The sequence below is a fragment of the Streptomyces sp. NPDC048417 genome, from assembly GCF_040651615.1.
GTDB lineage: Bacteria > Actinomycetota > Actinomycetes > Streptomycetales > Streptomycetaceae > Streptomyces.
On the sequence record NZ_JBEZKI010000005.1, the window covers coordinates 235245 to 249337 of the forward strand.

The 14093-nt window shown below is 70.5% G+C and carries 10 protein-coding genes and 2 pseudogenes; 8 read left to right on the top strand and 4 right to left on the bottom strand.

Annotation, left to right across the window (positions count from 1 at the left end):
- The first annotated feature begins 53 nt into the window (after positions 1 to 53).
- Entirely contained in the window at positions 54 to 1514 is a 1461-nt protein-coding gene (locus AB0D59_RS10190; protein ID WP_362563108.1) for a glycosyltransferase family 29 protein, read from the top strand.
- Entirely contained in the window at positions 1511 to 3829 is a 2319-nt protein-coding gene (locus AB0D59_RS10195; RefSeq protein WP_362563111.1) for a glycosyltransferase, read from the top strand. The genes AB0D59_RS10190 and AB0D59_RS10195 overlap by 4 nt, the downstream gene beginning before the upstream one ends.
- Positions 3830 to 3989: 160 nt before the next feature.
- Here AB0D59_RS10195 and AB0D59_RS10200 read toward each other — a convergent pair whose 3' ends face one another.
- Together AB0D59_RS10200 and AB0D59_RS10205 are read right to left on the bottom strand one after the other, a co-directional pair.
- On the bottom strand, positions 3990 to 5324 hold the full coding sequence (locus AB0D59_RS10200; RefSeq protein WP_362563114.1) for an alpha-2,8-polysialyltransferase family protein: 1335 nt from the start codon (positions 5322 to 5324) through the stop codon (positions 3990 to 3992).
- Positions 5321 to 6298, bottom strand: a complete 978-nt coding sequence (locus AB0D59_RS10205) for a glycosyltransferase family 2 protein (RefSeq protein ID WP_362563531.1) — start codon at positions 6296 to 6298, stop codon at positions 5321 to 5323. The genes AB0D59_RS10200 and AB0D59_RS10205 overlap by 4 nt, the downstream gene beginning before the upstream one ends.
- A gap of 198 nt (positions 6299 to 6496) precedes the next feature.
- On the opposite strand from AB0D59_RS10205, the gene AB0D59_RS10210 reads away from it, so the two are divergent.
- Genes AB0D59_RS10210 through AB0D59_RS10225 form a run of 4 tightly spaced genes read left to right on the top strand, consistent with a single transcriptional unit; the run spans position 6497 to position 11281 of the window.
- On the top strand, positions 6497 to 7819 hold the full coding sequence (locus AB0D59_RS10210) for a DUF6716 putative glycosyltransferase (protein WP_362563117.1): 1323 nt from the start codon (positions 6497 to 6499) through the stop codon (positions 7817 to 7819).
- Between the two features lie 56 nt (positions 7820 to 7875).
- Positions 7876 to 9126 carry an N-acylneuraminate cytidylyltransferase gene (locus AB0D59_RS10215; protein ID WP_362563119.1) on the top strand — a complete coding sequence of 417 codons (1251 nt, stop codon included), beginning with the start codon at positions 7876 to 7878 and terminating at the stop codon, positions 9124 to 9126.
- 15 nt (positions 9127 to 9141) lie between these two features.
- Entirely contained in the window at positions 9142 to 10077 is a 936-nt protein-coding gene (locus tag AB0D59_RS10220; protein ID WP_362563122.1) for an N-acetylneuraminate synthase family protein, read from the top strand.
- Positions 10078 to 10135: 58 nt separating this feature from the next.
- Positions 10136 to 11281 (top strand): hypothetical protein, encoded by a 1146-nt coding sequence (locus AB0D59_RS10225; protein ID WP_362563124.1) that lies wholly within the window; start codon positions 10136 to 10138, stop codon positions 11279 to 11281.
- 112 nt (positions 11282 to 11393) lie between these two features.
- Here AB0D59_RS10225 and AB0D59_RS10230 read toward each other — a convergent pair.
- Together AB0D59_RS10230 and AB0D59_RS10235 are read right to left on the bottom strand one after the other, a co-directional pair.
- Positions 11394 to 11826, bottom strand: a pseudogene (locus AB0D59_RS10230) (SDR family NAD(P)-dependent oxidoreductase); the annotation flags it as partial.
- Positions 11827 to 11893: 67 nt separating this feature from the next.
- Positions 11894 to 12025 (bottom strand): DUF397 domain-containing protein, encoded by a 132-nt coding sequence (locus AB0D59_RS10235; protein ID WP_362563127.1) that lies wholly within the window; start codon positions 12023 to 12025, stop codon positions 11894 to 11896.
- Here AB0D59_RS10235 and AB0D59_RS10240 point away from each other — a divergent pair.
- Both AB0D59_RS10240 and AB0D59_RS10245 read left to right on the top strand, forming a co-directional pair.
- Positions 11973 to 12513: pseudogene (locus AB0D59_RS10240) on the top strand (hypothetical protein); the annotation flags it as partial. The gene AB0D59_RS10235 and the pseudogene AB0D59_RS10240 overlap by 53 nt on opposite strands.
- Before the next feature lie 482 nt (positions 12514 to 12995).
- A complete protein-coding gene (locus tag AB0D59_RS10245; protein WP_362563129.1) occupies positions 12996 to 14093 on the top strand; it encodes a glutamate--cysteine ligase in 1098 nt (365 codons plus the stop codon).

The window sequence follows — 14093 nt, forward strand, 5'->3', positions numbered from 1 at the left end:
CCCCACCACACACAGCGGTTGCACAAGCTTTGCTTGGCAAAATCAGGAGAGCTATGACGAGGGTCCAGAACAGGCGGGCACCTGCGCGCGGAGGGGAGCTGGACGACTGCCTGCACGCCTGCGCTGTGCACAGCGGCAAAGTGGTCGGCAGTCTCGACCGCCGTCGCGCGGAGCTGGCCGAGCAGCTGCGCAAGCTGCTGGTGGTGGTCGCCACCGAAGGCACCACCACCCCCGCACCGGCCCCGGCCGGCGGCGCGACCGCCCTGCTCAAGCGGGCCGTCAAGGGCGCCGCGACCCCTGCCGGCGGGATCAACAACGACCTGCTCGACGCTCTGCTGGCGGTTGCCAACAAGGCCCTGGAGTGCGGTTACAACGACGAGCTGAACCTCGCCCTGGTGATCAGCGACACCGTGCTCGCGCAGCGCAGGAACTCCCGCGCCGGCTGGCGGCTGCGGGCCCGCATCCTGGAGGGCCTCGGCGAGGAGCGCGAGGCCGTCGAGGCCTACGAGCGCTACCTCGAACTCACCAAGGACGACGGCTTCGGCGTCGCCAACCGGATCTCCGGCATGCGCCGCGCGGGCGAGCGCGAACGCGAACTCCTGGACCTCCTGGGGCGCCAGGTCCCCGCCGCCGCGGACCACGTCCGCGAGCCCGCCACGGCCACCTGGGCCGAGGGCCTGGCCCTGCACGCCATCGGCGACTGGAAGGCCGCCGAGCCCCGCCTGGTGGGCGCCCTGCTCGCCCTCGCCGCGGACGAGGCGCCGGTGAACGACCGGCAGGAGCTGCTCAGCCAGTACCTCGACCTGCGCCTCGCCGAGGGCGGCGACACCGGTCTCACCGAGGCCGTCGCGCTCTACGCCGAGCAGCGCCGCACCCGGATGCGCGGCCCGGTCGGCAACCCGACCTTCGACGGCGTGCAGTGGATCACCCTCGGCGAGTTCCGCAACCAGATCGCCGGCAAGTCGGTCTGCCTGATCGCCAACTCGGGCCGGGTGGGCGCCAGCGGCATGGGCAAGGAGATCGACGACTACGACCTGGTCGTGCGCTTCAACTCGTACAAGATCGACCCGAAGCACACCGGTGAGCGCACCGACATCCACGTCAGCATCCACAAGCACGCCTTCAACTGGGAGAAGCCGGTGACCACCCGGCTGATCTTCGGCGGCGTCTCCGGTGACTGGAAGCACTCGCTGCGCAACAAGCTGGTGCCCGGCGCCCAGAAGTACCTCGCCGACGAGTCCCTGCGCTGGCCGATGCGCAACATCGGGCAGATCGGCGCCGACGCCTGGTCGGGCATCCCGACCTCCGGGTTCAACATGCTCTGGCTGCTGGACTTCCTGGACGTCAGCCCGACCCTGGACCTGATCGGGTTCGACTTCTACGAGAGCGGCGCCTACCGCGTGCAGGAGGCCATGAAGCTGGCCATCACCTCCGTGCACGAATACACCAGCGAGAAGGACTGGGTCATGCAGCGGGCCCAGAGCGTGACCGACATGAGGATCTCCCTGCGATGACGACCACCTTCACCCCGGCGATACCGAACACCAACGCCAGCGCCCTCACCAAGAAGCGCCGGATCGCGTTCGCGTCCTACGTGGACGAGAACTACCTCCCCGGCTTCCTGGTCCTGCTGCGCAGCCTCGCCCTGTCCAACCCGGGCGTCTGCGAGGACTTCGTCGTGCTCTACGACGACCTGCGCCCGGCCTCCATCGCGAAGATCCGCGCCCTGCACCCGCGCATCGTGCTCCAGCGGGTCAACGACACGCACTACGACTCGTACGTCAAGGGCGACCAGGACAACTACCTGGTCCGCAAGGCGTACTTCATCCTCGACATCTTCCGGCTGCGCGACTACGACACGATCATCACCCTGGACACCGACATGGTCGTCCTCGGCGGTCTCGGCGAGCTCCTGGAGCTGCGCGAGGGCCTCGCGGCCGTGCCGCAGTTCTTCTACGGGCAGCACAAGCTGAACTCCGGCCTTCTGGTGATCCAGAAGGAGTACCTGTCCGACGAGTTCTGCGCGAGGATCGACAAGACCGGCCGCAGCGGCGAGTACGAGCTGGACAAGCACGACCAGGGCATCCTGAACGCCGTCCTGGACGGCGACTTCGTCCGCCTCGACGCCAAGTACAACTTCGTCAAGCGGCGGCTCTCCGGCGACCTTCCGGTCCCCGAGGAGACGAAGATCCTGCACTTCACCGGGCGGCACAAGCCCTGGCAGGGCGGCGAGTCCGGCTACGCGCAGGCCGAGGACCGCTGGCGCGAGTTCGAGATGAACGACGCCGACTTCCACGCGGCCTACTTCGCCTCCTCCGGCGGCCTCCACCACGACCTGGTCGTGCACTTCGGCACCCCGCACGTCAAGCGCACCGGTGACGTCGAGATCGCCCGCAAGGTGGCCGCCGCGCACATCGCGACCGGTGACTACCAGGACGCCGTCGACGTCCTCAGCAGCGTCCGCATCCCGCTGGACGAGGCCTGGCCGCACGAGGTGCTCGGCCACGCCCTGATGAGCGTCTCCCGCTACGACGAGGCCAAGACCCAGCTGCTGCTCGCCAGCGCCGCCCCCAACCGGGCCGCGACCGCCTTCTCCCGGCTCGCCCAGATGGCCTGGGTGCACGGCGACAACACCGAGGCCCTCCGGTATGCCACCGCCGGCCTCACCGTCGACCCCACCCACCGCCCCAGCCGCCTGTGGGCGCAGCGCGCGGCCGCCGTCCCCTCCCAGGAGCAGGGCAGCGCCGAGGACCAGCTGGCGCACGTCGCGTTCTACATGGACCGGCAGGGCAACGCGGGCGACAAGCTGCTCCCCGAGACCGTCCGGCTCGGCTTCGGCCCGGACACCTCCTCCCGGCGCTGGCACTCGGTGCACGCCCACCGCTACTTCGACCAGGCCGCCCTGGAGCGGGTCAACGCCCGCCGGGGTCTGGTCATCGGCGGCGGCGGTCTGTTCATCCCGGACACCATGCCCAACGGCAACAGCGCCTGGCAGTGGAACGTCCCGGACGAGCACCTGCGCGCCATCGACGTCCCGATCATGGTCTACGCGGTCGGCTTCAACGCCTTCGACGGCCAGTCCTACCGGGCCACCCGGTTCAACGAGAGCCTGCGGCTGCTGGTCGAGAAGTCGTCCTTCTTCGGCCTGCGCAACCACGGCTCCATCGCCAAGGTCCGCGGCATGCTCCCGCCGGAGCTCCAGGACAAGGTCGTCTTCCAGCCCTGCCCGACCACGGTCATGCGCCAGCTGGTGACCGGCTGGAGCGACCCGCTGTACCGCGAGGACACGGTCATGCTCAACGCGGCCTACGACCGCGCGGGGCTGCGCTTCGGCCACGACTACGGGCACTTCCTCGCCGAGATGGCCAAGGCCGTCCGCAGGATCGGCGAGCACACCGAGGTCAAGTGTGTCGCCCACTCGCTGGACGACGAGAAGATCGCCTTCGACCTGCGCCGCGAGCACGGCATCTCGCTGCCGGTGATCCCGATGTACGACTTCTCCAACGACGAGATCCGTGAGACGTACGCCAAGACCCGGCTGGTCATCGGCATGCGCGGGCACGCCGGCATGATCCCGTTCGGGGTCGGCACGCCCATCATCTCCCTCATCTCGCACCCGAAGATGGCGTACTTCCTGGGCGACATCGAGCGGCCCGAGTGGGGTGTCTCGGTCCACGAGCGCGACCTCGGCGAGATCCTCACCGAGCGCGCGATCGGCATCCTCGACAACCACAGCCGTACGGTCGCCGACGTGCACGACCGGCAGGAACAGCTGTGGAAGGTCACCCAGGAGAACGCGGCCACGATCAAGAAGATCCTGGGCCGGTGACGCCGAAGGGGCGGGCCCGGATCCGGACCCGCCCCATGGGCAGCGCCCCGTAAGGGGCGCGAGGCTGTATTGGATGTGCGGCTACCGCCGCGCGGGCGCGACCAGCCGCGACGGCGCGGCAGCCGACAGACGACATGACGCGGCGCTTACAGCGGAGCGTCTAGCGGCGCACGACCCGGCGCAGGTTGCGTGCCTTGCGGGCCATCCGGCGGACGGTCGCGTTGCGCGGCAGGAAGCCCAGCTGGGCCGGTACTCCGCCGGGCAGCGCGAGCGAGGTCAGGCGCTTGCGCTTGAAGTAGCGGATGGTCGTGTCGCTCAGGTGCTTGGTGAGATAGCGCTCGGTCTCCTGGCGCAGCTGCGGGTGGATCTTCGGCTGCATGGCGAAGCCCACCGCACGCAGCAGCTCGGTGAGTTCCCCGACGGTCAGCAGCGCGCGCTGCTCCTCGACGGCCTTGCGGTCGGTGAGCGAGGGCAGCAGCGCGTCGACCACGGTGACCGGGACGCGGTTGCTGTTCTCGTACGGGGTGAGCTTGTCCAGGAGCGTGTCGGTGCCGATCCGGGCGGTCGGCAGGCCGTACAGCGCGGACGCGGTGAGCAGCGCGGTGGAGAAGCAGCCGACGACCAGCGCGGGGCGCATCTTCTGGTACAGCACCTCGGCGAGGACCGTGGTGTCCAGGACGGTGAGGTCGACCTCGAGCTTCTCGGCCTCCTGCTCCAGGGTGTGCACGAAGCGGGCCGGGGCGGAGGGGTGCGGCTTGAACACGACCTTGGTGTGGCCGAGTTCGACGGCGCCCTTGAGCATCTGGACGTGCAGGTTCTCCTCCTGTTCGGGGGAGAGGATGCCGAGCGCGGAGAGGTACTGGCCGAGCAGCAGGGCCGGTTCCTCGATCACCGGCAACTCGTCGCCGCTGGGTGCCAGTTCGGCCAGCACCTTGGTGAAGGCCGGGGTCGGCACGACCTCGCCGGGGACACCGAACTCGGTGAGCAGCATCGGCTTGAGGCCCGGCACCAGGTCGAGGTGGAGGACCCGGTCCACCCGGGTGCCGATCAGCGGGTCGATCTTGTTGCGGGTCGGGCCGTAGCTCATCAGGCCGTCGGCGTAGACCGTGACCGGGGCGCCGGTGAACATCTGGGTGAGGCTGAGCGAGGGGTTGACCTGGATCGACTCGACGGCGAACTCGACGTCGTCGTCGCCCAGGTGCCACTCGTGGCGCAGGAAGCGTTCCCACAGGGGGAGGTCCTCGGGGCGCGGGGCCCAGCCGCCGGGGTGGAACGGGAAGATCGTCTCGTTGTACGAGATCACGTCGTCGAAGCGGTCGCGCAGCCGCTCGAAGCCGGGCGCCGCGTCCAGACCCGGGGTGGTCTCGGGGGTCGCCGCGTTGTTGCAGACCAGCAGGATGCGCCGGTCGGCCGGGCGGAAGGCGCCGGAGTCCAGGGCGGCGGCGAGGGTGGCCGTGCCGTAGAGGGTGGACGCCTGGAAGATCTGGGTCGTCACGCGGCGGCCCCCGTGGGAGCGGGACGGCGGCGCAGCCGGCGCAGCTTGGTGGCGCGCTGGAGGTCCATGGAATCCAGGGCCTCGTCCAGCACGTCCTGCGGCATGCGCCGCAGTGCGGCGGCACTCATGGATTTCAGCTTCTTCGCCACCGCGGGCTCGAACCTTTCGATGGATCCCAGGTGATGGGAAATGATGGCGCAGTAGGTACGGACGGCCTTCGGCAGGAGTTCCTTCGCGTCCGCGTCCTGTGCGGTTTCTTCGATCACCTGGTCGAACGCGCGAATGAAGTCGAGCTGACGGACATCTCCGATCTGCGTGAGTGACGAGGCTACGCCACGCCGATAGAAGACGCCGAGCAGGTTCACCGCCGCGAAGGAATCGGCCTCCCGGTGCAGTTTCCAGATCCACGGCCGGTCCTCGGCCGTGCGCAGCCCGTCCGTGAAGTGGACGAGCCCCTTGTCCACCAGACGGCGGTGGTAGACCCCAGCCCACGCGTACGCGTAGTCGACGGAGGTCGTCCGGTCGGTCGGCAGGATCGCGTCCCGCGGGTTCATGACGGCGTTGCGTCGGCCGACCGGCACCCGGTGCACGGTGCGGGCCCGGGCGGTGCACTGCACATGATCGGTGCGGACGAAGTCGCAGCCCAGGGCCTCGATGGCATCCACCAGTTGCGGGTAGTAGCCCGGCGCGAGCCAGTCGTCGCCGTCCAGGAAGGTGACGTACTCGCCGCGTGCTTTGTCGATACCGGTGTTGCGCGCGGTGGCCAGCCCTCCGTTCAGCTCGTGTCTGACATGGACCGCGCCTGGCAGCTCGCGCTCGGCTCGCGCGAGAATCTCTGGCGTCCCGTCGGTCGAGCAGTCGTCGACGAGAATGAATTCGAAGTCCTCACGCGCGTTCGCGCGCAGGCTCCTCAGGGTGTCGGGCGCGTATTGCTGCACGTTGTAGAACGGCACGATGACGGAGAGCTTGACCACGTGGGGGACGTTAGAGGGGCGCCCGTCATCCGTCCTGACCGCCGCCTTGATACGAGGTGAACGACATGTGGCGAGGTCGTGAACCAGGACTTTTTGGCGGCTTGTCCCGGGCTGATTCGCCATTCGGCGATGTGTTGTTAACCCTTTGTTGGATTCGGGTTCGGGAGATCCTCGGAATCGCTTCCTAGCGTCTTGGCTGTGCCAGCAAGTGCAACGAAGTCCCTGCGGGTGGCCGTCCTGGCGGATTCCGATACTCGGTGGAAGTGGGGGGCGCTCACCGCGAAGCGCCTGATTCCCAACGAAAGCGACGATTCGGACGTCCGGCTCGACGGCTACCTCCTGCGCGGCCGTGCCACCCCCACCGCCCGCCAGCTCCAGGAAGTCGGCGTCCACGCGGACTCGCTCCGCGAAGTGACGGCCGTCGAGTTCCTGAGAGAGATGGAGCAGCAGTCGTACGACATCCTCGTCCTCTCCCTCGTGGGCGGCGGGGTGCAGGCGATGCTGCACGGGCTGCGCAGCGTCTTCGCCGGCCGTGAGAAGCGGCCCGTCGTCGTCACCGGCTATGTCGGCGTCGTCTACGAGAAGCTCGCCGACGGCCTGCTGCTGCGGCACGGCGCGGACCTGGTCCTCGCCAACTCCCGCCAGGACGCGGACCGGTTCCGGGCCGTGTACGACGGGGTCGGCGCCGACTCCTCCTCGGTCACCGAGGTCGCGCTGCCGTTCCTCGGCGGGGCGCCCTACGAGGGCGAACACAAGCCCTACACCGTGGTGTTCGCGGCCCAGCCCTCGGTCCCCGAGAGCCGCAAGGACCGTACGTACCTGCTCAACCGCCTCATCCGGCACGCCCGTCAGCACCCCGAGCGGGAGGTGCTGCTCAAGCTGCGCTCCAAGCCCGGCGAGCACACCACCCACATCGAGGAACTGCCGTACCAGAAGCTGGTCCAGGGCAAGGACGTGCCCGCCAACTTCCGCCTCGTGTACGGGCACATGGGCGAGGTGCTCGACCGCACGGACCTCATGGTCACCGTCAGCTCGACGGCCGCTCTGGAAGCCCTGCACCGGCGGATCCCCACCGTGGTCCTCACCGACCTCGGGGTCCGCGAGACGCTCGGCAACCACCACTTCGTCGGCTCCGGCTGCCTCGCCTCCTGGGACCAGCTCGACGCCGGACACCGCCCGGTGCCCGACGCCGAGTGGGTCTCGCGGCAGGGCGTCGCCGCCGACGGTTCCTACGCGACCGCGTTCGACGCGGGCCGCGAGCGGATCGCCAAGCTGCTCGGCCGGCCCGGCGGTCTGCCGCCCCTGAACCCGTACTACACACCCGAGACCGCGCCCGGTTACCTGCCCGGCATCCTGGCCCGCCACCACCTCGGCCCCGACGGCGTGCCGCTGCCCGGCGCGCCCGCCGCCGACAAGGCACCGGGCCCCGTCCGCCAGATCGTGCGCCGGGCCGCACGCGGCGCCTACCGCCACGGCGTCCAGCGGGTGGCCCCCGTGATCCGACGAATGGGAGAGCTGTGAGCGACCGGATCCCGCGCCAAGGAGCCCAGCTCCACGCATCCGAAGGAACAGAGCCGATGTCCCACCCCGAAACGGCCGTCGTACCCCGGGTACTCGCCGTGATCCCCGCGCGCGGCGGCTCCAAGGGCGTGCCCGCGAAGAACCTCCTCCCGGTCGGTGGCGTCCCGCTGGTCGCCCGCGCCGTCCGCGAGTGCCGCGCCTCCCGCCTGGTGACCGACGTCGTCGTCTCGACCGACGACCAGGCGATCGCCGCGGCCGCCCGGTCGGCCGGCGCCGAGGTGGTGCTGCGCCCCGCCGCCATCGCCGGTGACACCGCCACCTCCGAGGCCGCCGTCCTGCACGCCATGGACGCCCACGAGGCGCTGCACGGCGCGGAGGTGGACGTGGTGCTGCTCGTGCAGTGCACCAGCCCGTTCATCATCCGCGAGGACATCGACGGGGTGGCCGGCGCGATCGTCGAGAACGGCGCCGACACGGCCCTGACCGTGGCGCCCTTCCACGGCTTCGTCTGGCGCGACGAGGTGGACGCCCCGGTGCCGGTCGGTGCCGACGCGGCCTCGGCGAGCGGCGGCTTCGGCGTCAACCACGACAAGTCCTTCCGCCCCCGCCGGCAGGACCGCCCCCAGGACTTCCTGGAGACCGGCGCCGCCTACGCGATGCGCGCCGACGGCTTCCGCGAGCACCGGCACCGCTTCTTCGGCCACACCGAGCTGGTGCGTACCGACCCGGCCCGCGTGCTGGAGATCGACGACCCGCACGACCTGGCCCGCGCCCGCGCGCTGGCCACCCTCTTCGACGCGGACCGCCCCGGTTCGCTGCCGACCGCCGACGACGTCGACGCGGTCGTACTGGACTTCGACGGCACCCAGACCGACGACCGGGTGCTGATCGACGCCGATGGAAAGGAGTTCGTCTCCGTGCACCGCGGCGACGGACTCGGCATCGCCGCCCTGCGAAAGAGCGGGCTCAGGATGCTGATCCTCTCCACGGAGCAGAACCCGGTCGTCGCCGCACGGGCCCGGAAACTACAGATCCCGGTCCTGCACGGCATCGACCGCAAGGACCTCGCACTCAAGCAGTGGTGCGAGGAGCAGGGCATCGCTCCCGAGCGCGTGCTCTACGTCGGAAACGACGTCAATGACCTCCCGTGCTTCGCCCTCGTGGGCTGGCCCGTGGCGGTCGCGAGCGCCCACGACGTCGTACGCGGCGCCGCACGCGCGGTCACCACCGTCCCGGGTGGCGACGGCGCGATCCGAGAGATCGCCAGCTGGATCCTCGGCCCCTCTCTCGATTCCCTCCCGAAGTAAGGACACCCCACAGTCATGAGCAACTCCCGTCTGCGCACGTTCGGTTCCCGTGAGGTCGGCCCCGGCAAGCCCGTCTACATCTGCGGCGAGATCGGCATCAACCACAACGGTGAGCTGGAGAACGCCTTCAAGCTGATCGACGTCGCCGCCGAGGCCGGCTGCGACGCCGTCAAGTTCCAGAAGCGCACCCCGGAGATCTGCACCCCGCGCGACCAGTGGGACATCGAGCGCGACACCCCCTGGGGCCGCATGACCTACATCGACTACCGCCACCGCGTGGAGTTCGGTGAGGACGAGTACCGCCAGATCGACGAGTACTGCAAGAGCAGGAACATCGCCTGGTTCGCCTCCCCGTGGGACACCGAGGCCGTCGCCTTCCTGGAGAAGTTCGACATCCCGGCCCACAAGGTCGCCTCCGCGTCCCTGACGGACGACGAGCTGCTGAAGGCGCTGCGCGCCACCGGCCGCTCGGTCATCCTCTCCACCGGCATGTCCACCCCGAAGCAGATCCGCCACGCGGTCGAGGTCCTCGGCTCGGACAACATCCTGCTCTGCCACGCCACCTCCACCTACCCGGCGAAGGCCGAGGAGCTCAACCTCCGCGTGATCAACACGCTGGAGAAGGAGTACCCGAACGTCCCGATCGGCTACTCCGGCCACGAGACGGGCCTGCAGACCACGCTCGCCGCGGTCGCCCTCGGCGCCACCTTCGTCGAGCGCCACATCACCCTGGACCGCGCCATGTGGGGCTCCGACCAGGCCGCCTCCGTCGAGCCCCAGGGCCTCACCCGCCTGGTCCGCGACATCCGCACCATCTCGGCCTCCCTCGGTGACGGCGTCAAGAAGGTCTACGACTCCGAGCTCGGCCCGATGAAGAAGCTGCGCCGCGTCACCGGTGTCGTCGCCGAGGCGGAGATCGCCGCGGCGGCCGGCGAGCCGGTCCAGGTCTGACACCGCTGAAGTTCTGAAGTTACGTCTGTTGTTACGACGACGGGACGGTCGTACGTCGATGAGCCCCCGCGCCGGGAACCCCGGCCCCCCCACACTCGCGTTCGTCGAGAGTCCGGTGCAGCTGCTGAACGTGCTGGAGTGGGCGCATGTCCACGCCCTGCGCGGGGCGGTGGCACCGGTGCCGACGGTGCCACCGCAGGCCCGCCGCGCATCGGTCGCCATATCGGCGGCGGCACCCGGCGCGGAACTCACGATCGTCGTCCTGTCCCCGACCGACCCCATGACCCGGGGCCAGCTGCGCCGTATGGCGGACCTGGCCCGTGACGAGGGCTACCGGGTCCGCTGGGAGGAAGCACGGGGCGGCACCACCGCCCCCTTCCAGACGATCGGCGGCCTGGCGGGCTCGCTCCGCCGGGCCGACCGGATCGTGATGGGGGATCCTTTCTCCCGTTACGTACAGCTCCTGCTGACGATCACCCGCGCCCGTGACCTGGTCGTCGTCGACGACGGCACGGCGACGATGGAGTTCGTGGCCCAGCTGGCGCGCGGCGAACGCCTGGTCCGCTGGCACCGCAAGGGCGGCCGCCCGGGCGCCCGGGACCTGCTCTTCGCCCCCGTCTCCTCCTCGGCCCGGCGCCGCCTCACGCCCAGCGACCGCCGCCGGGTGGAGGTCTTCTCCTCCATGCCGGTGACGGAGACCCCGGCGGGAGTCACGGTCACCGCGAACGACTTCGGCTGGACCAGGGCCCGCTTCGGCCCGCCGCGCATCACCAAGGGCGCCGACATGGTCGGCACGTCCCTGGTGGAGACCGGGGTGGTGGACGGTGACCGCTATCTGGAGGCCGTCCAGTCCCTGGCGAAGACACACGGCGCGACGCGTTACTTCGCGCACCGCAGGGAGAGCACGGAGAAGCTGCACCGTCTCGCGGGCGAGACGGGACTGGAGATAGTCCGCCCGGACCTCCCCCTCGAACTGATCGCCCGCCGCGGCCCGATCGGCCGTACGATCCTGAGCTTCCCCTCGACTGTCGTCCACACGCTTCCCCTTGCCCTGGCCGGCACGGGCGTCCGCGTCGCGGTCTGCGACATCGACCCGGCCTGGCTGACCGAGAACGCCTCACCTCGCGCGCAGGGCTTCCTGTCGGGCGTCACGGGCACGGCGAAGGACGTGCACCGGCTGACGGCGGTCACCAGCCTGGCGTAGCCGACGGGCCGGCCGGCCGGGTGGGTGGTCGGCCGGCGGGCGTGGTCACGGCGAGAAGGTCCTCGTGGACTGGCCCCTCCGGGACCGCGGGGGCCAGGCCCGGGAAGACCGCGCGCTCCGCCACGTTGCTGCCGATACTGACGATGCGGCCGCCCTCGCCCATGTGACGCGCCGCCGCCTGGGAGGCCACGAACGGCGCCCGGACGTTCACCGCCAAGGTGCGGTCGATCTCCGCCGCGCCCAGGCCCTCGATCGGGCCGACGAGGAACGTCCCTGCGTTGTTGACCAGGACGTCCAGCCTGCCGAACGTCTCGACGGTCAACTCCACCGCCGCGGCCAGCCTCGCGCGCGCTGTCGGCCTGGACGGCCAGCGCCCGGCGACCACCGTCCTTGATCCGCTTCACCACCCCGTCGGCGAGCGCCGCGCTGTTCTCGTACGTCAGAGCCACGTCGGCGCCCTCTTCGGCCAGCCGCAGAGCCACGGCAGCGCCGATACCCCGGCTTCCGCCGGTCACCAGGGCCACAGTTCCCTCGAATCGGTTCATGGCGACGAGCATCGCGCCGCCCACCGCGGAACACCGGCGCAAAACGGACCTCGTGGTCGGCGCCGGCCTACTGGGGGAGTCGCGCCGTTTTCAGACTCCGGAGGAAGGCGGCGAAGGCTTCGGCCGGAAAGCTCAGGACGGCCCTGGCCGGGGCCTTGGAGTCGCTGACGGTGCGTCCGCTGGAGCTGGGGCCGGACAACGTGCCGGTGATCGCGGATGTGCGGGAGGCCGAGGAAGACGTACCCCTTGCGGTGCTTTCGGCGATGACACACGGGCGGGGTCGGCAGGCCCCGGCCATACTGGAGTCGCTGGCAGCCGCCCTGAAAACCATTGACCGTGACAGCGCCGCGGTCTTCGTGCAGTTCGTCGACTCGTGCCTGGTTGATCCTCAGGCGAAGCAGATGTGGAGGGACCTGATGACGGCGATCCAGTACTTCTGGCGCCACCCGCTGGCGGAGCAGGTGCGCGAGGAAGGGCATGAGGAAGGGCGTGAGGAAGGCCGGGAAGAAGGGGCGTGTGCAGGAACGGGCTGAGATGGTTCTGCGGCTCCTGGAGTGGCGTGGGCTCGCGGTGACCCGCGCCGTGCGCGAGCAGGTGCACGCCTGCACCGACCCGGACCGGCTTGAGACCTGGGCCCAGTGCGCCATGCACGTCACGGACGCCGCGGAGCTGTTCGCCGAGGAGTGAGCGTCGGGGCCGCCCGCTTCCCGGCAGTGTCGTGCTTCCGCGAGCCGAGTCAAGCGCGCTGCGCGTCGCGTTCGGCGATGACCCTTCGGGTCACCCTTGACACGGCTCGCTCCAGCACGGGGGAGAAGCGAGCGGGCGGCCCGGAGATGCGGGGACCCGGCCGGGGTTTGCGGAGGCCGTGGGTTTTGGGGCTCGCCGTCGGCCGGTGGGTGCCGGTCCCGGCTCGGGGCACTCCGGGTGGGTCGGCGGCTGGCTGGGGGTGGGTCTGGTGGATGTGTGCCAGCCGGGTACGGGGAGAGGCCTGGGGCAGGCCGGGCGGTGTGGGAATGGGTGGCACGGATCCCCCCTTCGTGGCCGTCGCCTGGCGGCTGGGGCGACTCGTGTCGGGCGGGTGCGGCAGGTGTCCCCCCGGCCGGCGTGGGAAGTCGGGGGGTGCGGAGGCTGCCGCGTTCGGTGGTGGCGCGGACGGAGGGTGGGATCGGGTGCGTACCGTCGGAGTGGAGGAAGAGCTTCTGCTCGTCGACCCGGAGTCGGGGGAGCCCAAGGCGTCGGCGGCCGCGGTGCTGGCCCGGGCCGCGTTGGCGGATCCGGGGCAGGGCGTGTTCGAGAAGGAGCTCTACGGGCAGATGCTGGAGTTCGCCACCCAGCCGCAGTCGGAGATGGCGGACCTCGGCGAGGAGATCGTGCGATGCCGTAAGGAGGCTGCCCGGCTGGCCGGGGAACTCGGCTGTACCGTTGCCGCGCTCGCCACCTCGCCGCTGCCCGTCAGCCCCTCCGTCAGCGTGAACCGCCGCTACCAGTGGATGGCCGAGCAGTACGGGATCGCCACCCGTGAGCAGCTGGTCTGTGGGTGTCATGTGCATGTTTCCGTGGAGTCGGACGAGGAGGGGGTCGGGGTCCTGGACCGGGTGCGGGCCTGGCTGCCCGTGCTCGTCGCCGTCAGCGCCAACTCCCCTTTCTGGCAGGGCCGGGACTCCGGGTACGCCAGTTATCGCAGCCGGGTGTGGGCGCGCTGGCCGTCCGCCGGACCGGCGGAACTGTTCCGGTCCGCGGAGCGGTACCACCGGCTGGTCGCGGACATGGTGGCCACCGGCGTCATCCTGGACGAGGGGATGGTCTACTTCGACGCCCGGCTCGCCCGGCACTTCCCGACCGTGGAGATCAGGGTCGCCGACGTGTGCCTGCGCGCCGAAACCGCCGTGCTCGTGGCCGCCCTGGCCCGTGCCCTGGTGGAGACCGCGGGGCGGGAGTGGCGGGCCGGGCAGGAGCCCGTCGACCACGGCGTGGGGCTGGCGCGGATGGCCGGCTGGCGCGCCGCCCGCTCGGGGCTCGGCGGGGAACTGCTCGACCCCCTCACCATGCGGCCCCGGGCGGCGACGGTCGTCCTGGGCGCCCTGCTGGCACACACCAGGGACGCCCTCGTCGACAGCGGCGACCTGCCGATGGTGGAAGAGGCCGTTCAGCGGTTGCTGCGGGACGGCAACGGCGCCGACGAGCAGCGGCGGCTGCTGGCGGACACCGGCAGCCTGCGGGACGTCGTCACCGAGTGTGTGCGCTGCACCCAGGCCGCTCAGCTCTGA